Origin of the sequence: Halomonas aestuarii (assembly GCF_001886615.1) — a bacterium.
GTDB lineage: Bacteria > Pseudomonadota > Gammaproteobacteria > Pseudomonadales > Halomonadaceae > Halomonas > Halomonas aestuarii.
The window spans coordinates 967,517-992,754 of the sequence record NZ_CP018139.1 but is presented as its reverse complement, the minus strand read 5'-3'; the positions used below and the strand labels follow the sequence as shown (position 1 = coordinate 992,754).

Here is a 25,238-nt window from a genome sequence, read left to right as displayed (position 1 = left end):
CTGCCGAAGGCGCCTCAGTGGCAGAAGCGCTGGCAGGGCGCCCAGGTCTTCATCAGCAGGTAGTAGGTGAGGCCGGCCGGGATGAGGCTGGCGTACCAGGAGACGGAGGAGAAGGTCAGGGCGGAGGCGATGCCCACCGCGGTGGCGACCAGGGCGGCCGGGTTGACGCCGCGGTAGGGGCCCTGGGCGTCATACAGCTGGCCGAGGTCCAGGGTGCGACGACGGATCAGGTAGTAGTCGACCACCAGGATGGCGAAGATCGGGCCGAGGAAGGCGGAGTAGGTCTGCACGAACAGTTGCAAGCCGTCGGCGGAACCCGGCTGCACCAGCTTCCAGGGGAAGGTCGCGAAGGCGAGCAGGCCGACCAGCACCGTGGCGGTGCGGAACTTCATCTTGAAGACGTCCATCAGCACGTAGGTCGGCGGCACCACGTTGTTGAGCACGTTGGTGGTGACCTGGGCGAAGGCGATGAACAGCAGGGTGGTCATCAGCAGCGGGGTGTTGTCGACGGCGTTGGCGAAGACCTGGATCGGGTCGGCGACGCCGGTGGCCTCGGAGACCATGAAGCCGATCAGGCCCATGAACAGGGTGCAGGGCAGGATCGACATGGCATAGATGGTGGTCAGCAGGCTCGTCGGCGTGCCCTGCTTGTGCTCGCGGGCGTAGTCGCCGACGTTGAGCATCATGGTGCTGTAGATGCCGAGGAACAGCATGGTGGCGCCCCAGAAGGGCATGCCCCAGGAGCCTTCCATGGTCAGCAGGTTGGCCGACAGCACGTCGCCGTAGCGCACCACGGTGCTGTAGAACATGTAGACCAGCGAGGCGAGGATGAAGGCGCTGCCGATGTTCTCCAGCCACTTGATGCCCTGGAAGCCCATCACCGACAGGCCGATCTGCAGGAACTGGAAGGCGATGAAGAAGAAGACCAGGTTGTCGAACCCGAACAGCGTGGCCGAGACCATGTTCAGGGCGCCGGCGCCGATCCAGCTCTGGAAGCCGTACCACACCACCGCCGGCACGGCGCGCACCAGCCCCGGCAGCCGGGTGCCGGTGAAGCCGAAGGCGCTGCGGGCCTGGACCATGAAGGGAATGCCGTACTTGTAGCCGGCGGCGCCGTTGAGGGCCAGGGCGATGCCGATGATGAAGCAGCCGATGGCGATGGCCAGGGTGGCCTGGACCAGGTTCAGCGTGCCGACGACGCTCGAGCCCATGGTGAAGGTGCCGATGGAGACACAGCCGCCGAACCAGGCCAGGAAGTAGGAGCCGCGCCCCATGATCCGGGTTCGCTGCGGGGCCAGCGACTCCTCGCCGGGGGCCTTGGTGCCGTGGTCGGCGACGGGTGAGGGGGAGGCGGCGATCCCCGCGGTCGTGCTGTCGGGAGTGGGATGACTCATGGTGATGTCCTCGCAAGTCGTTTCTGTGCTTGTGGTTGTCTTCCGGCAGGACGCTGCCGTGGAAGGCTTGCGGCGTGGCGTGCGCCTGTGGCGCGATGCGTTGTGGTTGTTCGTTACGGTTATCGATGCACGAAGCGTGCCGGTCAGCGCTCCGGCGTCAGCTGGGAGAAGCCTTCGAAGCGCCCCGTGAAGGGTTTGGGCCGGGGGAAGGCCAGGTCGCCATGCTTGCTGGTGCAAAGCCCCAGGCCGACCAGGGCCTCGGCCAGCTTGACGGCGGCGGTCACCCCCTCGACCACCGGCAGGCCTACCTCGCGGCTGATGGTGTCGGTGAGGTCGGCCATGCCGCCGCAGCCCAGCACGATGGCGCCGATGCTGTCCTCGTCGCGGGCCCGCCGGCACTCGTCGATGATCCTCACCAGGGCGGCATCGCCGTTCTCCTCCAGGTCGAGCACCGGGATCTCCGCGGCGCGCACCCGCCGGCAGTGGTGGGTGAAGCCGTACTGGTCGAGCAGGTGCTCGGCGATGATGCCGGTTCGGCCCAGGGTGGTGACCACCGAGAAGCGGGTACTGATCAGGGTCGCCATGTGGAAGGCAGCCTCGGCGATACCGATCACCGGCGCCCGGGTCAGCTCGCGGGCCGCCAGCAGGCCGGGGTCGCCGAAGCAGGCGATCACGTAGGCATCGGCGCCCTCGCGCTCCCCGGCCAGCACTTCCTCGAGCACGCCGACCGCACTCACGGCCTCGTCGAAGTGGCTCTCGATGGAGACCGGGCCATGGTCGGGCTGGCGCGCCGTGATGCGGGTGCCGGGGGCCGCGATGCGGCTGGCGGCCTCGCCGATCGTCGCCGTCATGCCGGCGGTCGTGTTGGGGTTGATGACGCGGATGTGCATGTCGTGGGCCCTCCCGGTTGATTTCGTGAACAAAGATAAATAACTTTGTACACAAAATAGCGCTCGATTTCTCAGGCCGCAAGTCTCGATGCACGAGACAGTCGATGCGGCGAGATCGGCGAGTCGCGCGTCAGGACCTTGACCCTTGATTCCTCGGGGCGCCGCGAGGGGTTGCGGATGTGCTGAGTACACTCTATCTTTATATTGTATACACGAAAGCCAGCTGGCGGCGCCTTCTCGCCGCAGGCGGCACCAGAACAACCAGGACGCTCCGCCATGACGCACCTCGCCTCATCCGACTATCCCCGTGACCTGATCGGCTACGGCCGCACCCCGCCCCACGCCCACTGGCCGGGCGGGGCGAGAATCGCCGTGCAGTTCGTGCTCAACTACGAGGAAGGCGGCGAGAACTGCGTGCTGCACGGCGACGCCGGCTCCGAACAGTTCCTCTCCGAGATCATCGGGGCCCCCGCCTTTCCCGATCGCCACCTGAGCATGGAGTCGATCTACGAGTACGGCTCCCGGGCCGGGGTGTGGCGCATCCTGCGCGAGTTCGAGCGCCGCGGCCTGCCGCTCACGGTGTTCGGCGTGGCCATGGCCCTGGAGCGCCATCCCGAGGTGGCCCACGCCTTCAAGGAACTGGGCCACGAGGTCGCCTGCCATGGCTACCGCTGGATCCACTACCAGGAGGTGCCGGAAGACGTCGAGCGTGAGCACCTGAAGAAGGCGATGGCGATCTTCCAGCGCCTCTATGGCGAGAAGCCGCTGGGCTGGTATACCGGTCGCGACAGCCCCAACACCCGCCGGCTGGTGCTCGACGAGGGCGGCTTCCTCTACGACAGCGACTACTACGGCGACGACCTGCCGTTCTGGACCCGCGAGGCGGACAGCCAGGGCGTGGAGCACGACCACCTGATCGTCCCCTATACCCTGGACAGCAACGACATGCGCTTCGCCGCCCCACAGGGGTTCAACACCGCCGAGCACTTCTTCACCTACCTGCGTGACGCCTTCGACGTGCTCTATGCGGAGGGGGAGGAGTCGCCGAAGATGCTCTCGGTGGGCATGCACTGCCGCCTGCTGGGCCGCCCCGGGCGTTTCCGCGCCCTGCAGCGCTTCCTCGACCACATCGAGGCCCACGACCGGGTCTGGGTGGCGCGCCGCGTGGATATCGCCCGCCACTGGGCGGAGCACCATCCGGCGCCTGGCCGCTGAAACCGTGGGCACTCGAACGGGCTCGATACCCGGCCGACCGAGGGGCGCCGCGGCGCAAAACCTTTGGATCTGACGCTTCAGGACACACCATGAACCGACGCACCTACTATGCCCCCACGGGGGGGCATCCCCCCCAGACCCAGTTGCTCTCCGACCGGGCGGTATTCACCGAGGCCTATGCCGTCATTCCCAAGGGCGTGTTCGGCGACATCGTGACCAGCAATCTGCCGTTCTGGGAGAAGACCCGGCTATGGGTGCTGGCGCGGCCGCTGTCCGGCTTCGCCGAGACCTTCTCCCAGTACATCATGGAGGTCTCGCCCGGCGGCGGCAGCGACCGGCCCGAGCTCGACCCCGAGGCCGAGGGGGTGCTCTTCGTGGTGGAGGGCGAGATGACCCTGACCCTGGCCGGCGAGCGTCACCGCATGGTGCCCGGGGGTTACGCCTTCCTCCCGCCGGGCTGCGACTGGCAGGTGCACAACGACGCCGACGCCCCGGTGCGCTTCCACTGGGTGCGCAAGGCCTACGAGCGGGTCGCGGGCCTCGAGGTGCCGGAGGCCTTCGTCACTAACGAGAACGACATCGCGCCCAGCGAGATGCCGGACACCGAGGGGCGCTGGGCCACCACGCGTTTCGTCGACCCGGCCGACGTGCGCCACGACATGCACGTCAACATCGTCACCTTCCAGCCCGGCGCGGTGATCCCCTTCGACGAGACCCACGTCATGGAACACGGCCTCTATGTGCTCGAGGGAAAGGCGGTCTACCACCTCAACCAGAACTGGGTGGAGGTCGAGGCCGGCGACTTCATGTGGCTGCGCGCCTTCTGCCCCCAGGCCTGCTATGCCGGCGGCCCGGGGCCGTTTCGCTACCTGCTCTACAAGGACGTGAATCGCCACGCGGCACTGCGTCCGGGGGCGCGCTGAGGAGGTCGACATGCTGGAACTGAAAGCCGAACCGCTGACGTCCGAGGCCTTCGCCCCCTTCGGCGAGGTCATCGATACGCGCACGGCCGACGGGTTTCCCATCAACGCCGGTCGTACCCGGCGCTATCACGACCTGGCGAGGGTCGAGACGCTGGGAGAGGGGGCGAGGGCGCTGATCAGCATCTTCGTCAGCCAGCCGGTGGAGATCCCGCTGGCTCTCGATTTCCTGGAGCGCCACCCGCTGGGCAGCCAGGCCTTCATGCCACTGCACGAGGAGCGCTTCGTGATCGTGGTGGCGCCGCCGGGGGAGCGGATCGACCCCGACGAGGTGCGCGCCTTCGTCACCGACGGTCGCCAGGGGGTCAACTACCGTGCCGGCACCTGGCACGCCATCCAGTCGGTGCTCGAGCGGGAAGGGGAGTTCCTGGTGGTCGACCGCGGGGGAGAAGGGGAGAACTGCGACGAGCATCCGCTGGCAGTTCGCGTGACCCTCTGAGCCATCCCCTCGGCGGAGATGGTCTTCCTCTTTTAATGATACCCAAGCCCTTGAATAGGCTTGGGTATTCTTATTTGTAAATTATTTGAAAATATTTTCCATAAAATATTGACGGCCCGCGGCGGGGTGCCTAATCTCTGTATACAGAAATGTTTTCCAAAAACAACAAGACCTCACAGGAGTAAGTGCCATGTCCCGCATGACTGCCGCTGAAGCCGCCGTTCACGTGCTCCGCAAGGAGGGCATCGAGGTCGCCTTCGGGGTGCCCGGTGCCGCCATCAACCCCTTCTATGCCGCGATGCGCCAGCTCGGCGGCATCGACCATGTCCTGGCCCGTCACGTCGAGGGGGCCTCGCACATGGCCGAGGGCTACACCCGCACGCGGGCCGGCAACATCGGGGTGTGCATCGGCACCTCGGGCCCCGCCGGCACCGACATGATCACCGGGCTCTATTCCGCCTCCGGCGATTCCGTCCCGATCCTCTGCATCACCGGCCAGGCGCCCCGCGCCCGGCTGCACAAGGAGGACTTCCAGGCGGTGGACATCCAGGCGATCGCCGGTCCGGTCACCAAGTGGGCGGTCACGGTGCTCGAGCCGGCCCAGGTGCCCCGCGCCTTCCAGCACGCCTTCCAGCTGATGCGCAGCGGACGGCCCGGACCGGTGCTGATCGACCTGCCCATCGACGTGCAGATGAGCGAGATCGAGTTCGACCCGGACACCTATGAGCCGCTGCCGGCCTACAAGCCCGCCGCCACCCGGGCCCAGGCCGAGAAGGCCATCACCATGCTCCAGGCGGCCGAGCGGCCGCTGATCGTGGCCGGCGGCGGCATCATCAACGCCGATGCCTCGGACCGGCTGGTCGAGTTCGCCGAGCTCACCGGGGTGCCGGTGATCCCGACCCTGATGGGCTGGGGCACCATTCCCGACGACCACCCCCTGATGGCCGGCATGGTCGGCCTGCAGACCTCCCACCGCTACGGCAACGCGACCCTGCTCGCCGCGGACTTCGTGATGGGCATCGGCAACCGCTGGGCCAACCGGCATACCGGCTCGGTGGAGACCTATACCCGCGGGCGCACCTTCGTCCACGTCGACATCGAGCCGACCCAGATCGGCCGGGTGTTCGGGCCCGACTACGGCATCGTCTCCGACGCCGGGGCGGCGCTCGACCTCTTCCTCGAGGTGGCCCGGGAGATGCAGGCCGACGGCCGCCTGAGGGAACGCACGGCCTGGGCGGAAGCGTGCCGCGAGCGCAAGCGGACCCTGCTGCGCAAGACCCACTTCGACGACGTGCCGGTGAAGCCGCAGCGCGTGTACGAGGAGATGAACAAGGCCTTCGGCCCGAACACGCGCTACGTCAGCACCATCGGCCTGTCGCAGATCGCCGGCGCCCAGTTCCTGCACGTCCACAAGCCGCGCCACTGGATCAACTGCGGCCAGGCCGGCCCCCTGGGCTGGACCATTCCGGCGGCGCTGGGCGTGCGGCGGGCCGACCCGGAGGCCGAGATCGTGGCGCTGTCCGGCGACTATGACTTCCAGTTCATGGTCGAGGAGCTGGCCGTCGGCGCCCAGTTCAAGCTGCCCTTCATCCACGTCCTGGTGAACAATGCCTACCTGGGGCTGATCCGCCAGGCCCAGCGCGGCTTCGACATGGACTACTGCGTGCAGCTCTCCTTCGAGAACGTCAACGCCGCCGAGCTGGGCGAGTACGGCGTCGACCACCTCGCCGTGGCCGAGGGGCTGGGCTGCAAGGCGCTGCGCGTGACGCGGCCCGAGCAGATCGGCCCGGCCCTGGCCCAGGCCCGCGAGCTGATGGCCGAGCACCGGGTGCCGGTGGTGGTCGAGGTGATCCTCGAGCGGGTGACCAACATCGCCATGGGTACCGAGATCGACGCCATCAACGAGTTCGAGGAACTGGCCGGCAGCGTCGCCGATGCCCCCAGTGCGATCGCCACCGCCGTCTGACGGCCGCCCCTCGAGTCACTATCCAGACGACAAGACGCAAGGAGTTCGAGATGCCCAGGTTTGCCGCCAACCTCAGCATGCTGTTCACCGAGGAGGACTTCCTCGACCGCTTCCAGGCTGCCGCCGAGGCGGGCTTCACGGGGGTGGAATACCTCTTCCCCTACGAGGTCGAGGCCACCGAGATCAAGCGGCGTCTCGACGCCTTTGGGCTGACCCAGGTGCTGTTCAACCTGCCGGCGGGCGACTGGGGCGCGGGCGAGCGGGGCATCGCCTGCCACCCGGACCGCGTCGAGGAGTTCCGTGCCGGGGTCGACACGGCGATCGCCTACGCCAGGGTGCTGGGCAATACTCAGGTGAACTGCCTGGCCGGCATCCAGCCCCAGGGCGTCAGCGACGACGAGGCGCGCCTGACCCTGGTCGAGAACCTGCGCTTCGCCGCCGAGAGGCTCGAGGCCGAGGGCATCCTGCTGGTCGCCGAGCCGATCAACACCCGCGACATCCCGGGCTTCTTCCTCAACCGCACCGAGCAGGCGCTGGCGATCTTCGACGAGGTGGGAAGCGACAACCTGAAGCTGCAGTACGACATCTACCACATGCAGATCATGGAAGGGGACCTGGCGCCGACCATCGAGAGGCACCTCGATCGCATCGCCCACGTCCAGATCGCCGACACCCCGGGGCGTCACGAGCCGGGCACCGGCGAGATCCACTACCCCTTCCTGTTCGCCCACCTGGACCGCCTGGGCTACGCGGGCTGGGTCGGCTGCGAGTACAAGCCCCTGGCGGGCACCCGGGAAGGCTTGGGCTGGCTGGACGCGGCCCGGCGCTGACCGCGCCCACCCCATTCACAAGGAGAGAGATCATGAGCAAGATCGGATTCATCGGCCTCGGCATCATGGGTCGCCCCATGGCCGGCCACCTGCTGGACGCCGGCCATGACCTGGTGACGGTCAGGCGCGGCACCCTCGATGCCACCCTCGCCGACAAGGGCATGCGCGAGCTGGAGACCCCCGCCGCCGTGGCCGCCGAGGCCGAGGTGATCATCACCATGGTTCCGGACACCCCCGACGTCGAGGAGGTGCTGTTCGCCGAGGGCGGCGTCGCCGAGGGCTTGAGGCCCGGCACCCTGGTGATCGACATGAGTTCCATCGCCCCCCTGGCCACCCAGAACTTCGCGCGCTGCATCCACGAGGCCGGCGGCGAGTACGTCGATGCCCCGGTCTCCGGCGGCGAGGGGGGCGCCATCAACGCGGCGCTGACGATCATGGTGGGCGCCACCCCGGATGGCTTCACGCGTGCCCGACCGATCCTCGAGGTGATGGGCAAGACCATCACCCACATCGGTGGCCATGGCGCGGGCCAGACCTGCAAGGTGGCCAACCAGATCGTGGTGGCGCTGACCATCGAGGCGGTGGCCGAGGGCCTGCTGTTCGCCTCCAAGGCCGGCGCCGACGTGGCCAAGGTGCGTGAGTCGCTGCTCGGGGGCCTCGCCCAGTCGAAGATCCTCGACGTCCACGGCGAGCGGATGATCAGCCGTTCCTTCGACCCGGGCTTCAAGGTCCGCCTGCACCAGAAGGACCTCAACCTGGCCCTGGACGGGGCACGCAGCCTCAACCTGGCGCTGCCCGGTACCGCCAACGCCCAGCAGCTGTTCCAGGCCTGTGCCGCCCACGGCGGTGCCGACTGGGATCACGCCGGCATGGTCCGGGCCCTGGAGGCCCTGGCCGACCACGAGGTCGGCCAGGACTGAGCGACGATCCTCTCGACGGGTCGTGAGTTCTGCTCGCCGGCCGCTCTCCCGAGCCGGCGGGCGACGGGGAGATGACTGCTCCCTGACGGCAGGCGTCGGGTCGTCGCCTGCCAGGTCGCCCCTGGCGATCGTTGCCCGGTGGCGGGCTTCCCCCTGAAGCACCCCGCGCGCCACCGGGCCTTTTTCGTGAAGGAGATCCCCATGAACACCCTGACGCCTCGGGTCGCCTGCGACCCGGTCGAGACGCCGCGCTCCTGGCTTCGGCACCTGGCGGAGATCGCGATCGCGGCCGTGCATCCCGATACCCTGCTGCCCGACCGGCTCCCCGAGCCGCCGCGAGTGCGCACCGTGGTGGTCGGCGCGGGCAAGGCCGCCGCCGCCATGGCCGCGGCGCTGGAGCGCGCCTGGCAGGCCCGCCAGCCCGAGGCGCCCCTCGAGGGCCTGGTGGTGACCCGTCATGGCCATGGTTTACAAGGCCAAGGCCCGCAAGGGCAGGGAGGCGACTGTCGCCACATCGAGGTCCTCGAGGCCTCCCATCCCATGCCCGATGACCTGAGCGAGCGGGCGGCTCGTCGCATGCTCGAGGCGGTGGCCGACCTGGGCGAGGACGACCTGGTCATCGCGCTGATCTCCGGCGGCGGCTCGGCGCTGATGAGCCTGCCGGCGCCGGGGATCACTCCGGCCGAGAAGCAGGCGATCAATCAGGCCCTGCTGCGCTGCGGTGCGCCGATCCGCGAGATCAATGCCGTGCGCCGCCACCTCTCCGCCATCAAGGGCGGCCGCCTGGCCGCGGTGGCCCACCCGGCCCGGGTGCTGACCTGGCTGATCTCCGACGTGCCCGGCGACGAGGCCTCGCTGGTGGCCTCGGGGCCGACCCTGCCGGACGCCACGACGCCGGCCGAGGCCCTGGCGATCCTCGAGTGCCACGACATCGCGGTGCCCTCGGGGGTGCGCCGTCACCTGGCGGCCGATGCCCCGGCCCCGTATCCCGGGGAGCCGGCCTTCGCCGGCGACCGGAGCGAGATCCTCGCCCGGGCCCGGGATGCCCTCGAGGCGGCCCGTATCGCCGCCGAGGCCGCGGGTATCGAGGTTCGCCTGCTCGGCGACGACCTGGAAGGCGAGGCGCGGGAACTGGGACGCGCCCAGGGACGCCTGGCGCTGGCCGCCCGCGACGGACGCCGTGCCCCCCTGCTGCTGCTCTCGGGGGGCGAGACCAGCGTCACCGTGCGGGGCGACGGCCGGGGCGGGCGCAATGTCGAGTACCTGCTGGGGCTGTTCGAGACCCTGCGCGGTGCCGAGGGCATCCATGCCCTGGCCATCGATACCGACGGCATCGATGGGTTCGAGGACAATGCCGGGGCACTGTTCTCGCCCGAGGACTGGGCGCGTGCCCGTGCCGCGGGCCTCGATGTCCTCGACCATCTGTCACGCAATGACGCGTATACTTTCTTCGCGGCCCTGGACGACCTGATCGTCACCGGACCGACGCGCACCAACGTCAACGATTTCCGTGCCATCCTGGTACTGCCGAGGACCCCATGACGCAGCCACAAACCGCTCCTCCCCGCATCCCCATCCGCCGCACCAAGATCGTTGCCACCCTGGGCCCGGCCAGCGACCGGGAGGGCGTGCTGGAGGCGATGCTCAAAGCCGGCGTCGACGTGGTGCGCCTCAACTTCTCCCACGGCAGCCCCGACGACCACCGCCAGCGCCTGACCCGGGTGCGCGAGATCGCCGAGCGCCTGGGGCGCAGTGTCGCCGTCCTCGGCGACCTCCAGGGCCCCAAGATCCGCATCGCCCGCTTCAGGGAGGGCGCCGTGACCCTCGAGGAGGGCCAGTCCTTCATCCTCGACATGGGCCTGGGCAGCGACCAGGGCGACGAGACCCGCGTCGGCTGCGACTACAAGACCCTGGCCGACGACGTCGGCCCCGGCGACCGCCTGCTGCTCGACGACGGCCGGCTGGTGCTCGACGTCAACCGGGTCGCCGACCACCTGATCCACACCAGCGTGGTGGTGGGCGGCCGGCTCTCCAACAACAAGGGCATCAACAAGCAGGGCGGCGGCCTCTCCGCCCCGGCGCTGACCGCCAAGGACAAGGCCGACCTCGCCACCGCCGTGGCGATCGGCGTCGACTACCTGGCGATCTCCTTCCCGCGCAGCGCCGCCGACATGGTCGAGGCCCGCGAGCTGCTCGGCGAGGCAGGCGCCGAGATCGGCCTGGTGGCCAAGCTCGAGCGCGCCGAGGCCGTGGCCGACGACGCCACCCTGGACGGCATCATCCGCGCCAGCGAGGCGGTGATGGTGGCCCGCGGCGACCTGGGCGTGGAGATCGGCGACGCCAAGCTGATCGGCACCCAGAAGCGCATCATCAAGCACGCCCGCACGCTGAACCGCGCGGTGATCACCGCCACCCAGATGATGGAGTCGATGATCGACTCGCCGCTGCCCACCCGGGCCGAGGTCTTCGACGTGGCCAACGCCGTGCTCGACGGCACCGATGCGGTGATGCTCTCCGCCGAGACCGCCGCCGGCGACTTCCCGGTGGAGACCGTCGAGGCGATGGACCGGGTCTGCCTGGGCGCCGAGCGCGAACGGCGCATCCAGGAGTCCGGCCACCGCATCCACGAGGGCTTCAGCCGGATCGACGAGACCATCGCGCTGTCCGCCATGTACGCCGCCAACCACCTCGCCGGGGTGGCCGCCATCGCCTGCATGACCGCCTCCGGCTACACGCCGCTGATCGCCTCGCGGATCAGCTCGGGGCTGCCCATCGTCGGGCTGGCCCACAACCCGATCGCCCAGCGGCGCATGGCGCTCTACCGCGGGGTGGTCTCGCTGCCCTTCGACACCAGCGAGATGGGCGCCACCGAGCTCAACGACCAGGCCCTGGCGCTGCTGGTCCGCCAGGGCATCGCCGCGCCCGGCGACCACGTGATCCTCACCCGGGGCGACCACATGAATGCCCACGGCGGCACCAATACCCTGAAGGTCCTGGACGTGGGGAGGGAGCACCAGGCCGATGCGTGATCCTTGTATACGATAGGTCCGTCTGCTGTGGCCATTCCGGTGGCGGGATGAGAAGCTGTCGGCAAACCCCTTGAGGAATGATCATGCACGAGTGGCAGGAGGAGGTGCTGGCCGAGGTCGGCGCCGGGCGGCGCATCAGCGACCGGGACATCGTCGACAAGGTACGCCGGGCGGTGCTGATGCAGCGCCTGCCACCCGGCACCCGGCTGCCGGAGGTGACGCTGGGAGAAGTCTTCGGGGTGAGTCGCTCGGTGGTGCGCAAGGCCCTCACCCGGCTGGCCTCCGAGCAGGTGGTGGACCAGCGTCCCAACCAGGTGGCGCGGGTCCGCGCGCCGAGCATCGAGGAGACCCGCGAGACCTTCGCGGCCCGCCGCCTGGTGGAGGGAGAGGTCGCCGCGCTGCTGGCCGGTCGCCTCGACGCCGCCGCGCGGGCCCGGCTCGCGGCAGAGGCCCGAGCCGAGATCGAGGCCCACGGGCGGGGCGACGAGCCGGCCCGCATCGAGCACTCCCTGGCCATCCACCACCTGCTGGCCGAGCTCTCGCCCAACCGCGTGCTGGGGACCCTGCTCACCGACCTGATCCTGCGGACCTCCATCGTCATCGCCCTCTACAAGCGGCCGAACCTGGCCTCCTGCTTCCTGGAGGGCGATCACACGGCGCTGCTGGCGGCCCTGGAGGCGGGCGAGGCGGAGGCGGCACGACGGGCCATCCTGCGCCACCTGGAGAGCCTCGAGGGGCTGCTGGACCTGAGTCCCCGGGAGAGCCGCATCGACCTGATGGCGATCCTGGGGCAGGCCGGCGAGCCGGGGAGCTGAGCCGGCCTTGATGCGCATCAAGGCCGGCGGCGTCGCCGTGGCGCATGCCTTGTCCCGCCGGGGGACCTGGCCGACAATGCCCGCACGTCGAACCGGGTTCGGGACCTCCTCATGAACGCTTTGCTCCGCCTTGCCCTGGCCTGCTGGCTGCTGGCGATCGCCCCGCTGGCGACGGCCGGGCAGGCCACCGTGGCCGTGGCCTCGTCCCTGCAGTTCGCCTTTCCCGAACTGCTGGAGCGCTTCCGAGCCCAGGGCGGGGCGCCGGTGCGGGTCAACTACGGCGCGTCCGGCAACTTCCGTCGACAGATCGCCCAGGGCGCGCCCTTCGACCTCTTCCTCTCGGCGGACGAAGAGAGCGTGCTGGCGCTGCATGACGAGGGGTTCGCTCGGGATGCGGGGGTGATCTATGCCGTCGGGCGGCTGGCCTGGATCCAGCCCCCCGGACGCGGCGCGCTGCCAAGCGACGAGGCCCCGCTCTCCGCCGTGGAGGCGGCCATCGCGACCTACCTGGAAGGCGAGGGGCGCCCGCGGGTGGCCCTGGCCAACCCGGAGCACGCCCCCTACGGCATCGCCGCGCGGCAGGCGCTCCGGCGAGCCGACCTGTGGGAGGCCTCGGCGCCGCTGCGCGTGATGGGAGAGAACGTCTCCCAGGCCGCCCGCTTCGCCCTGGCGGACGAGGCCCGCGGCGGCCTGGTGGCCTACTCCCTGGCCCTGGCGCCGGCCCTGGCCGACCAGTCCGAGCACGTGCTTGTCCCTGCCGACTGGCATGCCCCCCTGCGCCAGCGCATGGTGCTGATGCCCGATGCCGGCGACGCGGCCCGCGCGCTCTTCGCGTGGCTGCAGAGCGAGGAGGCCCGGGCGGTCCTCGCGCGCTTCGGCTTCCAGTCGCCGGACCCGGCGGACGCGCACTGATGGACTGGACGGCGCTGTCGGTCTCGCTGCGCCTGTCGGCCCTGACCTGCCTGCTGCTGCTGCCGGTGGGGCTCTGGCTGGGGCGCGCCCTGGCGCTGTCGCGCTTTCGCGGCAGGGCGCTCGCCGAGGCGCTGGTGGCGCTGCCGCTGGTGATGCCGCCCACGGTGCTGGGCTTCTACCTGATGCAGTCCTTCGGCGTCCAGGCGCCCTTCGGTGCCTTCTGGCAATCGCTGACCGGGGGCGGGCTCAACTTCACCTTCACCGGCATCCTGCTCGCCTCACTGGTGGCCAACCTGCCCTTCGCCGTCCAGCCGATCCAGCGGGCCTTCGAGACGATCCCTCCCAACCTGCGCGAGGCGGCCTGGTGCAGCGGCCTCTCGCCGGCCCAGACGCTCTGGCGCATCGAGCTGCCGCTGGTGTGGCCGGGGATGGTCTCGGCCCTGGCGCTGACCTTTGCCCATACCCTCGGCGAGTTCGGGGTGATCCTGATGGTCGGCGGCGCCATCGATGGCGAGACCCGCACCCTGGCCATCGCCATCTACGACCGGGTGCAGGCCTTCGACGAGTCCGGGGCGGCCGTCATGTCGGCCATGCTGCTGCTGGTCTCCTTCCTGACCATCGGCGTGGTCTACGGGCTGGCCGGGCGTCGCAGGTGGCGTCGTGGCTGAGGGGAGAGCGACCGTGCCGGAGGCGAGCCGTCAGCGGCTGTCGGTCAGCCTTCACCAGCCGGGGCCGATCCCGCTGGCGGCGGAGTTCCACTGCGAGGCGGGGGAACTGCTGGCCCTGGTGGGCCCCTCGGGCAGCGGCAAGACCACCCTGCTGCGGGCCATCGCGGGCCTCTATCGGCCGGCCGGGGGCGTCATCCGCTGTGCCGGGGAGACCTGGTTCGATGCGACGGCGGGGCGCTCGCTGCGCCCCCAGCAGCGGCGCGTGGGCCTGGTGTTCCAGGACTATGCGCTCTTCCCCCACCTGACCGCGCGCGCCAACGTCATGGTCGCCCTCGACCACCTGCCCGCCCCCGAGCGTCGCCGGGCCGCCGAGCAGTGGCTCGCCCGGGTGCGGCTCGAGGGGCTCGCCGACCGGCTGCCCGCCGAGCTCTCCGGCGGGCAGCGTCAGCGTGTGGCCCTGGCCCGCGCCCTCGCCAGGAACCCCCGGGTGCTGCTGCTCGACGAGCCCTTCTCGGCGGTGGACCAGGTCACCCGCCGTCGCCTGCAGCGGGAGCTGGCCCTGCTGCGCGAGGAGATCCGCATTCCCATCCTGCTGGTCACCCACGACCTCGACGAGGCCGCCGCCCTGGCCGACCGGCTCTGCGTCCTGCACGGCGGTCGCAGCCTCCAGCAGGCCCCGGCGGAGCAGCTCTTCCGCCGTCCCGCAAGCCCCGAGGTGGCGCGGCTGCTCGACCGACAGAACATCTTCTCCGGTCGCGTGGTGGAAGACGAGGAGGGTCGATGGCTGCGCTGGGGCCCCTGGCGCCTGGAGGTGGCTCACGGCCTGGAGCGCCTGGCCTCCGGAAGGCGGGTCAGCTGGTACCTGCCGCCCTCGGACGTGGTGCTGCATCGCCGCGGCCGCCCCTCCCGGGGAGAACACGAGAACCCCGTCCAGGGACGGGTGGTGGAGATGGCGGTGATGGGGAGCATCACCTCCGTGGCGCTGGCCTTCGACCACTGCGACGACACCCTGCGCTTCGAGCTGCCCACCCATGCGGCGCGCCGCAACGCCCTGGCCCGGGACGAGCGTGTGGGCGTCTCGCTGCTGGCCGCCGGGATCCACCTGATGCCGGACGCCTCCGGCATGCCCCCCGACCCCCCCGACCGCTGAGGAGATCACCATGAACCTGCCCCGTCGCCGGCTGCTGCTGGGCCTGGCCCTGCTGCCCACCGCCGCCCTGTTGCCGACCTGCCTGGCCGCTGCCGAGCCCGAACCGACCTCCGCCTCACTCGAGATCGTCCCGCTGGTCATCCATGGCGATCGGGGGCCCCGGCGTCTTCGGGTGGAGGTGGCGGACAGCATCCGCAAGCGCAGCCGCGGCCTGATGGGCCGTGAGCGGCTGGCCGAGGATGCCGGCATGCTCTTCCTCTACGGCCAGCGTCAGCCCTCGCGCAACGGCTTCTGGATGTACCGCACCCTGATCCCGCTGGATATCGCCTTCATCGACGAGACGGGGCGCATCGCCGAGATCCACCACATGACGCCCTGCACGAGCGGGCAGCCCGGCGACTGCCCGGTCACCCGTCCCGGCGTGCCCTACCGGGCGGCCCTGGAGGTCAACGCCGGCGCCTTCGAGGCGATGGGCGTGAAGGCGGGGGACTGCGTCAGCTGGCCGGGAGGCGGCGGGCTCTGCGCGGGGCGGGAGGGCTCATGAGGCCGGTTCGGGGCGACGCGCCCCGAACCGCAGCACGATCAGGGCCAGCCCGGCGATGACCAGCCCGCCGCCGGCGAGCTTGTGCACGCCCAGGCTGTCGCCCAGCACCACCACCCCCAGCAGCACCGCCAGCACCGGCATCAGCAGGGTCAGCGGCACCACGCGATTGACAGGGTGGCGCCGCAGTAGCCCGTACCAGAGGCCGTAGGCCACGATGGAGGACATCACCGCGGTGTAGAACACCGCGCCCCATCCGGCCCACCCGGCCGTGCCGAGGGCCTGCCACTGGCCTTGCTCGAACCACCAGGAACCCAGCGCCACCTGGGGCGTGGCGAACAGCGCGATCCAGCCGGCCAGCGCCAGGGGGGGGACCGGGGGGCCGCGCTTGATCAGCAGCTGCGAGATGGCCCAGCCCAGGGCGCTGGCCAGCAGCAGGGCGGTGGGCAGGGGGGAGGGGAGCGTGGGCCCCCCGGCCAGCACCGCGACCCCGGCGAAGGAGAGCGCCAGCCCGACCAGTCGGCGCGGCCCCAGGCGTTCCTTGAGGAACACCACGGCCAGCAGGGTCGCGAAGGGCGTGCCCATCTGCACCAGCAGGGCGCCGGTGCCTGCCTCGGCCTGTCCCAGGCCGATGAACAGCAGGGCGAAGTGCAGCGAGCCGAAGGTCACCGAGAGCAGCAGCAGGAAGGGCAGCTGGTGTCGGGCCACCGGGTGGAAGGGCACCAGCAGTAAGGCCACCAGGGCGAAGCGCAGCGTGGTCAGCAGCAGCGGGGGAAGCTCGGCCACCCCCAGCTTGATGACGATGATGTTCAGCGCCCAGATGATGATGACGGCGAGGCCCAGGGCCAGGTCACGGAGCGGCACGGCGTCTCCTCGAGGGGGGAAGGGAAAGCGTCACAGCATAACAAGCTCGTTGAATCCCGGGACAGGCGTGGGCCAGCCTCGCCTTGCATGAACCGCGGATGACAGGGCATCTTGAGGCTCTGGGCGTCGATGACGCCCCGCCAACAACAACGCCGGGGAGGCCGCCGACGGGCCCCGAGCCAACACACCAAGGACACGCCATGATCTTATCTCGCCCCATTCCCCGGGTGGCCGCCGCCCTGGCCGGTGCCATCCTCGTCACCTCGCTCTCCGTCTCTTCATCAGTACAGGCCCGCGAGCTCTCCGTCTCCACCGTGCTCCCCGACGCCTTCCCCTGGGGACAGGCCGCCGAGAAGTGGGCCGAGCTGGTGGCCGAGCGCTCCGGCGGGGACCTGACCCTGCGCGTCTACCCCAACTCCCAGCTGGTCAACGGGGATCAGACCCGCGAGTTCTCGGCCATGCGCTCGGGGCTGATCGACGCGGCCGTGGGCTCGACCATCAACTGGTCGCCCCAGGTGCCGGAGCTCAACCTCTTCTCGCTGCCCTTCTTCATGCCCGACGTGGACGCGATCGACGCCGTGACCGGCGGGTCGGCCGGCGAGATGGTCTTCGAGGCCATCGAGTCGCGTGGCGTGGTGCCGCTGGCCTGGGGCGAGAACGGCTTCCGCCAGCTCTCCAACTCCCAGGGTCCCATCGATGAGCCGGCCGACCTCGACGGCCTGAAGATCCGCGTGGTGGGCTCGCCGCTGTTCCAGGACACCTTTACGGCGCTGGGCGCCAACCCTACCCAGATGAGCTGGGCCGATGCCAAGCCGGCGCTGACCACCGGGGCGGTGGACGGCCAGGAGAACCCGCTGTCGGTGTTCGACGTGGCCCGGATCGACCAGGTGGGACAGGAGCACCTGACCCTCTGGAACTACATGAACGACCCCCTGGTCTTCGCGGTGAACCGGCAGGTCTGGGATTCCCTCTCCGAAGAGGAGCGCACCCTCCTGCGCGAAGCCGCCGAGGAGGCCGGTGCCTGGGAGATCGCCATGACCCGCGAGGAGGAGCCCGCGCGGCTGGCGGCGATCAAGGAACGCGGCGTCACGGTCACCGAGCTCGACGAGGCCCAGCACCAGGCCTTCGTCGAGGCCACCGAGAGCGTTCATGACGAATGGGTGCCGCGCATCGGCGAGGCGATCGTCGAGGCCGCCCGTACCGACATGCAGCCGGACTGACCCCTAGTCCTCCGTCCCTTCGGCCCCGCTCATCGGCCCTTCTCATCGGCCCCTGGCGGGGCCGATCTCGTATCGACTCCGCTGACATCCGACGCCCATGAAACGTCCCGACGCAAGACTCGAACGCCTGCTGGCGACCCTGGCGATCCTGATCATCAGCCTGATCAGCCTGGCCAACGTGGTGGTGCGCTACCTCACCGGCGGCTCCTTCGCCTTCACCGAGGAGTTCTCGGTGTTCCTGCTGGTGGTGCTGACCTTCGGCGGCGCCTCGGTGGCCCTGCGCCGCAATGGCCATATCCGCATCGCCATGCTGGAGCGGGCCCTGCCGTGGGCGCCGCGCCGGGCCCTGATCCTCTTCCAGGGGGCCTGCGGACTGGCCGTGCTGGGGCTGATCACCTGGTACGGCGCCAGGATGACCTGGCAGGAGATCCAGTGGGGCTCGCTCTCGCCGGGACTCGGCCTGCCGCAATGGTGGTACCTGGCCTGGCTGCCGCTGCTCTCGGGGCTGATGTTGCTGCGCCAGGTGCAGCAGACCCTGGATCGCCTGCGCGGGGGGCTAGAGGATGAGTCCTGATCTGTGGATGCTGCTCGCCTTCGTGGGCCTCTTGATCAGCGGGGTCCCGGTGGCCTTCGCGCTGGGCCTGGGGGGCGCCGTTGGCATCCTGGCCGGCCTCTCGCCCTCCATGCTGGCGACGCTGGGCACCAATACCTACAACGGCATCGCCAAGTACCCGCTGATCGCCATCCCGCTGTTCATCCTCACCGGCCTGATCTTCGAGCGGGCCGGGGTGGCGGCGCGGCTGGTACGCTTCGCCCAGGCGCTGATCGGCCCGCGTCACGGCGGCCTGGCCGTGGTGGCGGTGCTGGTCTGCATGATCATGGGGGGCATGAGCGGCTCGGGCCCCGCCGACGCCGCGGCGGTGGCCATGGTGATGCTGCCGAGCATGACCAGGGCCGGCTACCCCAAGCCCTTCTCGGCCACCCTGATCGCCGCCTCGGCGTCGACGGCGATCCTGATCCCGCCCTCGGTGGCACTGATCCTCTACTCCATCGTGGTGCCCGGGGTGGACCTGCGGGCCCTGTTCGCGGCGGGTCTCTTCCCCGGCATCCTGGCCGGGCTGGCGCTACTCGGGCCGGCGGTGCTGGTCTCCCGCCGCCACGGCTGGGAAGGCGGAGTCGGAGGCGGGGAGGCCGCGGCGCGGCCCCGGGTGGGCGAGAGCTTCCGGCAGGCGCTGCCGGCGCTCTTCGCCCCCGTGCTGATCCTGGGGGGGCTGCGCAGCGGCCTCTTCACGCCCACCGAGGCGGCCGTGGTGGCGGTGGCCTATGGGGCCCTAGTGGGACTCTTCCTGACCCGGGAGATGCGCTGGCGGGATCTCTGGGAGCTGCTGGGCGAGGCGGCGGTGATCTCCGGGGTGGTGATGCTGATCATCGCCCTGGCCGGCATCTTCGCCTGGTCCGGGACCATGCTGGGCACCTTCCGTCACCTGGCGGAGTGGATCGTCGGACTCACCGACAACGGCACGCTGCTGTTGATCCTGATCATGCTGGCGGTCCTGCTGGCCGGCATGGTGCTGGATGCCATCTCGATCTACCTGATCATGATGCCGATCCTGATCCCGGTGATGCAGCACTTCGGCTGGAACCCGGTGTGGTTCGGCATCCTGCTGGCCATGAACATCGCCATCGGCCAGTTCACCCCGCCGGTGGCGGTGAACCTGATGGTGACCACCGAGGTGGCGAAGATCCGCCTGGAACAGACCGTGGGCTGGGCGCTGCTGTTCGTGGTCGCCATGGCGGTCGCCCTGGCGCTGGTGGCGCTCTTCCCCGAGATCGCCCTGTGGCTGCCCCGGGTGCTGGGCTACAACGTCTGAGGCCGTCGCGGGCGGCTCTCCCGCTGCCCGCGACCGGCCATGCCTGTCGGTGCACTCACTCCCTCTGTGACGCCGTGCCGCTCTCCAGGGTGGCCAGGGTGCGCTGATGCAGGTCCCGGCTGGTGGCATCGAAGAGCACGAAGCGCACGCGCTCGATGCCGGGGCAGCGGGGCAGGGTGGACACCACCGTCGACAGCGCGATGCGGGCCGCCTCGGCCGGGGGATAGCCGAAGGCCCCGGCGGAGAGGGCCGGGAAGGCGATCGAGCGGATGCCGTGGCGCTCGGCCAGCTCGAGGGCGTTTCGGTAGCAGGCCGCCAGCAGCTCGTCGGCCGGCTCGTCGACACCGTAGACCGGCCCCAGGCAGTGGATCACGTGGCGGTTGGGCAGCCCATGGGCCCCGGTGATCACCGCCTCGCCGGGCCGGATCGGCGCCAGCGGCCGACACTCCTCGGCGAGCCCCGGGCCGGCGGCCCGGTGCAGGGCGCCCGCCACGCCGCCGCCGCTGCGCAGCTGCGCATTGGCGGCATTGACCACGGTGTCGATATCGCACTGTCGGGCGATGTCGCCCTGGACGCATTCGATGCGCTCGATCATGGCGTCTCTCCTCCTGACCCTGATCAGGACAAGTCTGGCGTCCAGAGCGGCAGGGCATCAAGGTCGGCCCGACGGTCCCGTTCCAGCGGCAGGCGGTGGAGCGCTTCCCTCAGCGCCGCCTTGTCCAGGGTCAGCCACTGCCACTCCTCGCGGCTGCCGAAGGCCAGGGCAGGGTGGTCATCGTCCATCAGGGGAGGGCAGAGCAGCGAATGGCCCCACTCGGCGCCGGCGCGATTCAGGCTCAGCCAGTAGCACTGGTTCTCCATGGCACGGGTGGTGACGAAGGCGTGCCAGCTGGCGAAGCTGAAGTCGCGGGTGAAGGCAACGGGATGGAGGATGAGCTCGGCCCCCTCGGCGGCGAGCCGCCGCGCCAGCTCAGGGAAGCGCAGGTCGTAGCAGATGACCACGCCGACCCGCCAGCCGGCGATCTCGGTGACCAGCAGGTGATCGCCGGGCGAGAAGTGGGCGGCCTCGCCCGAGGCCCCGAACTGGGCGCAGTGGAGCTTGTCGTAGACGCCGGCCAGGCGGCCGTCGGCTCCGACCAGGACCTGGCTGATGTGGCGGCGACCGGCCGCGCGGCGGGCCATGCCGAAGGCGATGGGGCAGCCGAGCTCCCCGGCGAGCGCCGCGAAGGTCTCGAACACCGGGCCGGTGAGGTCGTCGTCCAGCTCATCGAGGTGGGCGAAGGCCTCGTCGCCATACTCCTGGGCGGCCAGTTCCGGCAGCACGATGAGGTCGGGCACGCCATCGTCACAGGCCGCCCGCATGCGTGCTGCCAGCTGGCGCAGATGGGCGAGCTGGTCATCGCGACGTCGGGTGACGGGAATGTCGATCTGGCCGGCGAGTATCTGCATGGTGTCTCCTGGGGCAATGCGCGGAGGCCTGAGTGACGCCCGCGACGCAGGCAGGCTGTTGCATAGTCTATTCCCTTGGCCGCCTCGATGTCCCTTGCCCTTCACGGCCATCGGCGCCGGTGGCCTCCTATGCAGAGACGCACTGGCGACGATCCAGGGCCTGCCGTTCCCCCCGCGGTAGCCAGAGCGTGGACTGTGCCGCTGAAAATTAACGCTCGTTACCCGTAAGCTGGGTCTAGACTTCCCTTAACGAAAAAGGCCTCATCAAGTGACTGCTTTTTTCGCTAAAGTAGGGGGGAGCGACATAGCACCGTCGGCGTCCCCGGATGAGGGCCGCCATTCTGGAATCTGTTTGCACAACACAAGAGGTGTATTCATGAAACGCCATGCTTTCTCCGCCGCTGCCTTTTCTGGCGCCCTCCTGGGGGCAGCGATGTTCGCATCGCCGGCCATGGCCCAGGAAGAGCAGTACATCACCATCGGTACCGGTGGCCAGACCGGCGTCTACTACGTGGTCGGCCAGTCCGTCTGCCGCCTGGTGAACCGTCTGGAAGACGCCAACATCAAGTGCAACGCTCCGTCCACCGGCGGGTCGGTGGCCAACATCAACGGCATCAAGTCCGGCGAGCTGGACATGGGCGTGGTGCAGTCCGACGTCCAGTACCAGGCCTACAACGGTACCGGCAACTTCGAGGGTGATGCCTACGGGGACCTGCGGGCCGTCTTCCGTGTCCACGGCGAGCCGCTTACCATGCTGGCCCGCGCGGATGCCGGCATCAACGGCCTCGACGACCTGGAAGGCAAGCGCGTCAACATCGGCAACCCGGGCTCCGGCCAGCGCAACACCATGGAAGTGGTCATGGAGGCCAAGGGCTGGACCATGGATACCTTCTCCCTGGCCTCCCAGCTGGATGCCGCAGAGCAGGCCGCGGCCCTGTCCGACAACAACATCGACGCCATGGTCTATGTGGTCGGTCACCCCAACGGTTCCCTGCAGGAGGCCACCACCACCGTCGACGCCAGACTCGTCCCGCTGGAGGGCCCGGTCATCGACGAGATCGTCGCGGAGCACCCCTACTACTCCAAGGTGGTCATCCCCGGCGGCCTCTACAAGGGCAACCCGGATGGCGTACCCACCTTCGGTGTGGCGGCCACCTTCGTGACCGACACCGGCACCGACGACGAAGTGGTCTACCAGACCGTCAAGGCGATCTTCGACAACTTCGACCGTTTCAAGCGCCTGCACCCGGCCTTCGAGAACCTCGACCCGCAGGAAATGGTCAGCTCCGGCCTCTCTGCACCGCTGCACGAGGGTGCTGCACGCTACTACCGCGAGCAGGGATGGATCGAGTGATCTCCGTAGTCTGAGATCACCTTATCCAGGTGTGGAGTGCGCGGTCATCCTGAGAAGGGGCCGCGCACTCTGGTTCTGACGCCTGGTCACCCGTGTCAATCGACAAACGAGAACAGGGCACACTTATGACCGAGGACAAGATGAGGTCTCCCGGAGACGAGGTCGATCTGGAGGATCTGGTCGCCTCCACCGACTCGGGGGCTCGCAAGCCGGCCGGGATGCCGGGCAAGCTGCTGGTCAGCATCGCCGCGGTGTGGTCCCTCTTCCAGCTGTGGATCGCCTCTCCGATCCCCTTCATACTGGGCTTCGGGGTCTTCAATGCCACCGAAGCCCGATCGATTCACCTGGCCTTCGCGCTCTTCCTGGCTTACATGGCCTATCCGGCGCTGAAGCGCTCCCCCCGTGACCGCATCCCCATCCAGGACTGGGTGCTGGCGGCGGCCGCGGCCTTCTGCGGCGCCTACATGTTCATGTTCTATGAGCAGCTGGCCCAGCGCCCCGGCGCGCCCATCCTGCAGGACGTGATCATCGGGGTGGTAGGCATCGTGCTGCTCCTCGAGGCCACCCGGCGGGCCCTCGGGCCGCCGCTGATGATCGTGGCCATCGTCTTCCTCTTCTACAGCCTGGCCGGCCCCTGGATGCCCGGCATCCTGGCCCACGGCGGCGTGAGCCTGTATGGCCTGGTCAACCACCAGTGGCTGACGACCCAGGGCGTCTTCGGTATCGCGCTGGGGGTCTCGACCAGCTTCGTCTTCCTCTTCGTGCTGTTCGGTGCCCTGCTCGACAAGGCGGGCGCGGGCAACTACTTCATCAAGGTCGCCTTCTCCCTGCTGGGCCACTACAAGGGCGGGCCGGCCAAGGCCGCCGTGGTAGCGTCCGGCATGACCGGTCTGATCTCGGGCTCCTCGATCGCCAACGTGGTGACCACGGGCACCTTTACCGTGCCGATGATGAAGCGCGTCGGCTTCTCCGCCGAGAAGGCCGGTGCCGTTGAGGTGGCCTCCTCGGTCAATGGCCAGATCATGCCGCCGGTGATGGGGGCCGCGGCCTTCCTGATGGTCGAATACGTCGGCATCTCCTACGTGGATGTCATCAAGCACGCCTTCCTGCCGGCGCTGATCTCCTATATCGCCCTGATCTACATCGTCCACCTCGAGGCCCTGAAGGCCAACATGCAGGGGCTGGAAAGCAGCAATCCGCCCAAGCCCCTGGTGCGCAAGGTGATCGGTTTCCTCGGCGGCCTGCTGCTGATGATGATCACGGCCATGGTGGTCTATTACGGACTGGGGTGGATCAAGCCGTTGCTTGGCGATGCCACCCCCTGGCTGGTCGCCGTGGTGCTGGCGGCGGTCTATGTGGGCCTGCTGAAGGTGGCCGCCGGCTATCCCGAACTCGAGCTCGACGACCCCAACGAGCCGGTCTATAGCCTGCCGCAGACGCGCCCGACGGTGATGGTCGGCCTGCAGTTCATCCTGCCGGTCGTGGTGCTGATCTGGTGCCTGATGGTGGAGCGCCTCTCGCCCGGGCTGTCGGCCTTCTGGGCGACGGTACTGATGGTCTTCATCATGCTGACCCAGCGTCCGATCACCTCGATCTTCCGCGGCCGTGGCGACATGGCGGCGGATCTCCGGGAAGGGGTGCTGGACCTGTGGAGCGGCCTGGTGACCGGTGCGCGTAACATGATCGGCATCGGCATCGCCACGGCCACCGCCGGCATCATCGTCGGCGCGGTCTCGCAGACCGGGGTGGGCCTGGTGCTGGCCGACGTGGTCGAGGTCCTCTCGATGGGCAACCTCATGCTGATCCTGCTGCTCACCGCGGTGCTCAGCCTGATCCTCGGCATGGGCCTGCCCACCACGGCCAACTACATCGTGGTCTCGGCGCTGCTGGCCCCGGTGATCGTCCAGCTGGGCGAGCAGAACGGCCTGCTGGTCCCGCTGATCGCGGTGCACCTGTTCGTGTTCTATTTCGGCATCATGGCCGACGTGACCCCCCCGGTGGGCCTGGCCTCCTTCGCCGCGGCGGCGGTTTCGGGGGGTGATCCCATGCGCACCGGCTTCCAGGCCTTCTACTACAGCCTGCGGACCGCGGCGCTGCCGTTCCTCTTCATCTTCAACACCGACCTGCTGCTGATCGACGTGTCCTGGTTGCAGGGCATCCTGATCTTCGTGGTGGCCACGGTGGCCATGCTGATCTTCGCGGCGGCGACCCAGGGCTTCATGGTGACCCGCAGCCGCTGGTACGAGTCGATCCTGCTGCTGCTCGTGGCCTTCACGCTGTTCCGGCCCGGGTTCTGGATGGACATCATCCACGATCCCTATCGCGAGATCCCGCCGGCGCAGTTCGTCGAGGCGCTGGGCAGTGTCAGCGACGAGACCACCCTGCGGCTTCAGATCGCGGGCCTGGACGCCTACGGCGACCCTATGACCACCTACATGACGCTGCCGGTGCCGGAGGGGGCCGACGGGCAGGAACGCCTGGAGAACCTCGGGCTGGAACTGCTCGTCCAAGATGGCAGGGCCGTGGTCGACATGGTGGCCTATGGCAGCCAGGCCGCCGACATGGGCTTCGACTTCGACCAGGAGATCATCCAGGTCCTGGCCCCGGTGGATCGCTGGACCAAGGAGTGGATGTGGATTCCCGCCTTCCTGGTGTTCGGCCTGATCCTGATGCTGCAACGGCGGCGGCGCGATCGTGAAGCCGCCCTGGCCCAAGCCTGAAGGAGGCACAA

General features: G+C 69.3%; 23 protein-coding genes. 18 read left to right on the top strand and 5 right to left on the bottom strand.

The genetic code is table 11. The features are described from left to right. Positions 1 to 14: 14 nt before the first annotated feature. Together BOX17_RS04450 and BOX17_RS04445 are read right to left on the bottom strand one after the other, a co-directional pair. On the bottom strand, positions 15 to 1,394 hold the full coding sequence (locus BOX17_RS04450; RefSeq protein WP_244272229.1) for an NCS1 family transporter: 1,380 nt from the start codon (positions 1,392 to 1,394) through the stop codon (positions 15 to 17). Between the two features lie 143 nt (positions 1,395 to 1,537). Further along, entirely contained in the window at positions 1,538 to 2,284 is a 747-nt protein-coding gene (locus BOX17_RS04445) for an aspartate/glutamate racemase family protein (RefSeq protein ID WP_071942244.1), read from the bottom strand. A gap of 276 nt (positions 2,285 to 2,560) precedes the next feature. On the opposite strand from BOX17_RS04445, the gene puuE reads away from it, so the two are divergent. From puuE to BOX17_RS04380, 13 genes are all read left to right on the top strand, one after another. After that, complete coding sequence (puuE, locus tag BOX17_RS04440) at positions 2,561 to 3,499, top strand: allantoinase PuuE (RefSeq protein WP_071942243.1); 939 nt, start codon at positions 2,561 to 2,563, stop codon at positions 3,497 to 3,499. Positions 3,500 to 3,588: 89 nt separating this feature from the next. Then, positions 3,589 to 4,422, top strand: coding sequence for a bifunctional allantoicase/(S)-ureidoglycine aminohydrolase (locus tag BOX17_RS04435; protein ID WP_071942242.1), 834 nt, complete (start codon positions 3,589 to 3,591; stop codon positions 4,420 to 4,422). A 10-nt stretch (positions 4,423 to 4,432) separates the two neighbouring features. Further along, a complete protein-coding gene (locus tag BOX17_RS04430; RefSeq protein WP_071942241.1) occupies positions 4,433 to 4,918 on the top strand; it encodes an ureidoglycolate lyase in 486 nt (161 codons plus the stop codon). A gap of 190 nt (positions 4,919 to 5,108) precedes the next feature. Then, positions 5,109 to 6,884 carry a glyoxylate carboligase gene (gcl, locus tag BOX17_RS04425; RefSeq protein ID WP_071942240.1) on the top strand — a complete coding sequence of 592 codons (1,776 nt, stop codon included), beginning with the start codon at positions 5,109 to 5,111 and terminating at the stop codon, positions 6,882 to 6,884. 50 nt (positions 6,885 to 6,934) lie between these two features. Next, positions 6,935 to 7,714: a hydroxypyruvate isomerase gene (gene hyi, locus BOX17_RS04420; protein WP_071942239.1), complete on the top strand. Its 780-nt coding sequence runs from the start codon at positions 6,935 to 6,937 to the stop codon at positions 7,712 to 7,714. A 32-nt stretch (positions 7,715 to 7,746) separates the two neighbouring features. Then, positions 7,747 to 8,634: a 2-hydroxy-3-oxopropionate reductase gene (locus tag BOX17_RS04415; protein WP_071942238.1), complete on the top strand. Its 888-nt coding sequence runs from the start codon at positions 7,747 to 7,749 to the stop codon at positions 8,632 to 8,634. Positions 8,635 to 8,835: 201 nt separating this feature from the next. Next, positions 8,836 to 10,176 carry a glycerate kinase type-2 family protein gene (locus BOX17_RS04410; protein ID WP_071942237.1) on the top strand — a complete coding sequence of 447 codons (1,341 nt, stop codon included), beginning with the start codon at positions 8,836 to 8,838 and terminating at the stop codon, positions 10,174 to 10,176. After that, positions 10,173 to 11,663, top strand: a complete 1,491-nt coding sequence (pyk, locus tag BOX17_RS04405; RefSeq protein ID WP_071942236.1) for a pyruvate kinase — start codon at positions 10,173 to 10,175, stop codon at positions 11,661 to 11,663. Before BOX17_RS04410 ends, pyk begins: the two co-directional genes overlap by 4 nt. An 83-nt stretch (positions 11,664 to 11,746) precedes the next feature. Next, on the top strand, positions 11,747 to 12,478 hold the full coding sequence (locus tag BOX17_RS04400) for a GntR family transcriptional regulator (RefSeq protein WP_071942235.1): 732 nt from the start codon (positions 11,747 to 11,749) through the stop codon (positions 12,476 to 12,478). A gap of 111 nt (positions 12,479 to 12,589) precedes the next feature. Beyond that, a complete protein-coding gene (modA, locus tag BOX17_RS04395; protein ID WP_071942234.1) occupies positions 12,590 to 13,390 on the top strand; it encodes a molybdate ABC transporter substrate-binding protein in 801 nt (266 codons plus the stop codon). Then, entirely contained in the window at positions 13,390 to 14,058 is a 669-nt protein-coding gene (gene modB / locus BOX17_RS04390) for a molybdate ABC transporter permease subunit (protein WP_071942233.1), read from the top strand. The genes modA and modB overlap by 1 nt, the downstream gene beginning before the upstream one ends. A 13-nt stretch (positions 14,059 to 14,071) precedes the next feature. Then, a complete protein-coding gene (locus BOX17_RS04385) occupies positions 14,072 to 15,208 on the top strand; it encodes an ABC transporter ATP-binding protein (protein WP_071942232.1) in 1,137 nt (378 codons plus the stop codon). A 10-nt stretch (positions 15,209 to 15,218) separates the two neighbouring features. After that, positions 15,219 to 15,752, top strand: coding sequence for a DUF192 domain-containing protein (locus BOX17_RS04380; protein WP_071942231.1), 534 nt, complete (start codon positions 15,219 to 15,221; stop codon positions 15,750 to 15,752). On the opposite strand, the gene BOX17_RS04375 is transcribed toward BOX17_RS04380, so the two are convergent. Then, positions 15,747 to 16,613 carry a DMT family transporter gene (locus tag BOX17_RS04375; protein WP_071942230.1) on the bottom strand — a complete coding sequence of 289 codons (867 nt, stop codon included), beginning with the start codon at positions 16,611 to 16,613 and terminating at the stop codon, positions 15,747 to 15,749. The genes BOX17_RS04380 and BOX17_RS04375 overlap by 6 nt on opposite strands. A gap of 200 nt (positions 16,614 to 16,813) precedes the next feature. Here BOX17_RS04375 and BOX17_RS04370 point away from each other — a divergent pair, with 200 nt between their 5' ends. The 3 genes from BOX17_RS04370 to BOX17_RS04360 all read left to right on the top strand — a co-directional run bounded on the left by BOX17_RS04370 (position 16,814) and on the right by BOX17_RS04360 (position 19,704). Next, on the top strand, positions 16,814 to 17,833 hold the full coding sequence (locus tag BOX17_RS04370) for a DctP family TRAP transporter solute-binding subunit (protein WP_071942229.1): 1,020 nt from the start codon (positions 16,814 to 16,816) through the stop codon (positions 17,831 to 17,833). A 97-nt stretch (positions 17,834 to 17,930) separates the two neighbouring features. Then, positions 17,931 to 18,407, top strand: coding sequence for a TRAP transporter small permease (locus BOX17_RS04365; RefSeq protein WP_071942228.1), 477 nt, complete (start codon positions 17,931 to 17,933; stop codon positions 18,405 to 18,407). After that, on the top strand, positions 18,397 to 19,704 hold the full coding sequence (locus tag BOX17_RS04360) for a TRAP transporter large permease (RefSeq protein ID WP_071942227.1): 1,308 nt from the start codon (positions 18,397 to 18,399) through the stop codon (positions 19,702 to 19,704). The genes BOX17_RS04365 and BOX17_RS04360 overlap by 11 nt, the downstream gene beginning before the upstream one ends. Before the next feature lie 55 nt (positions 19,705 to 19,759). Here BOX17_RS04360 and BOX17_RS04355 read toward each other — a convergent pair whose 3' ends face one another. Together BOX17_RS04355 and BOX17_RS04350 are read right to left on the bottom strand one after the other, a co-directional pair. After that, positions 19,760 to 20,299, bottom strand: coding sequence for a macro domain-containing protein (locus BOX17_RS04355; RefSeq protein ID WP_071942226.1), 540 nt, complete (start codon positions 20,297 to 20,299; stop codon positions 19,760 to 19,762). A gap of 23 nt (positions 20,300 to 20,322) precedes the next feature. Then, on the bottom strand, positions 20,323 to 21,153 hold the full coding sequence (locus BOX17_RS04350) for a carbon-nitrogen hydrolase family protein (RefSeq protein ID WP_071942225.1): 831 nt from the start codon (positions 21,151 to 21,153) through the stop codon (positions 20,323 to 20,325). A 376-nt stretch (positions 21,154 to 21,529) separates the two neighbouring features. On the opposite strand from BOX17_RS04350, the gene BOX17_RS04345 reads away from it, so the two are divergent. Both BOX17_RS04345 and BOX17_RS04340 read left to right on the top strand, forming a co-directional pair. Next, a complete protein-coding gene (locus BOX17_RS04345) occupies positions 21,530 to 22,507 on the top strand; it encodes a TAXI family TRAP transporter solute-binding subunit (RefSeq protein WP_071942224.1) in 978 nt (325 codons plus the stop codon). A 125-nt stretch (positions 22,508 to 22,632) separates the two neighbouring features. Continuing rightward, positions 22,633 to 25,227, top strand: coding sequence for a TRAP transporter permease (locus tag BOX17_RS04340; RefSeq protein ID WP_071942223.1), 2,595 nt, complete (start codon positions 22,633 to 22,635; stop codon positions 25,225 to 25,227). Positions 25,228 to 25,238 lie beyond the last annotated feature (11 nt).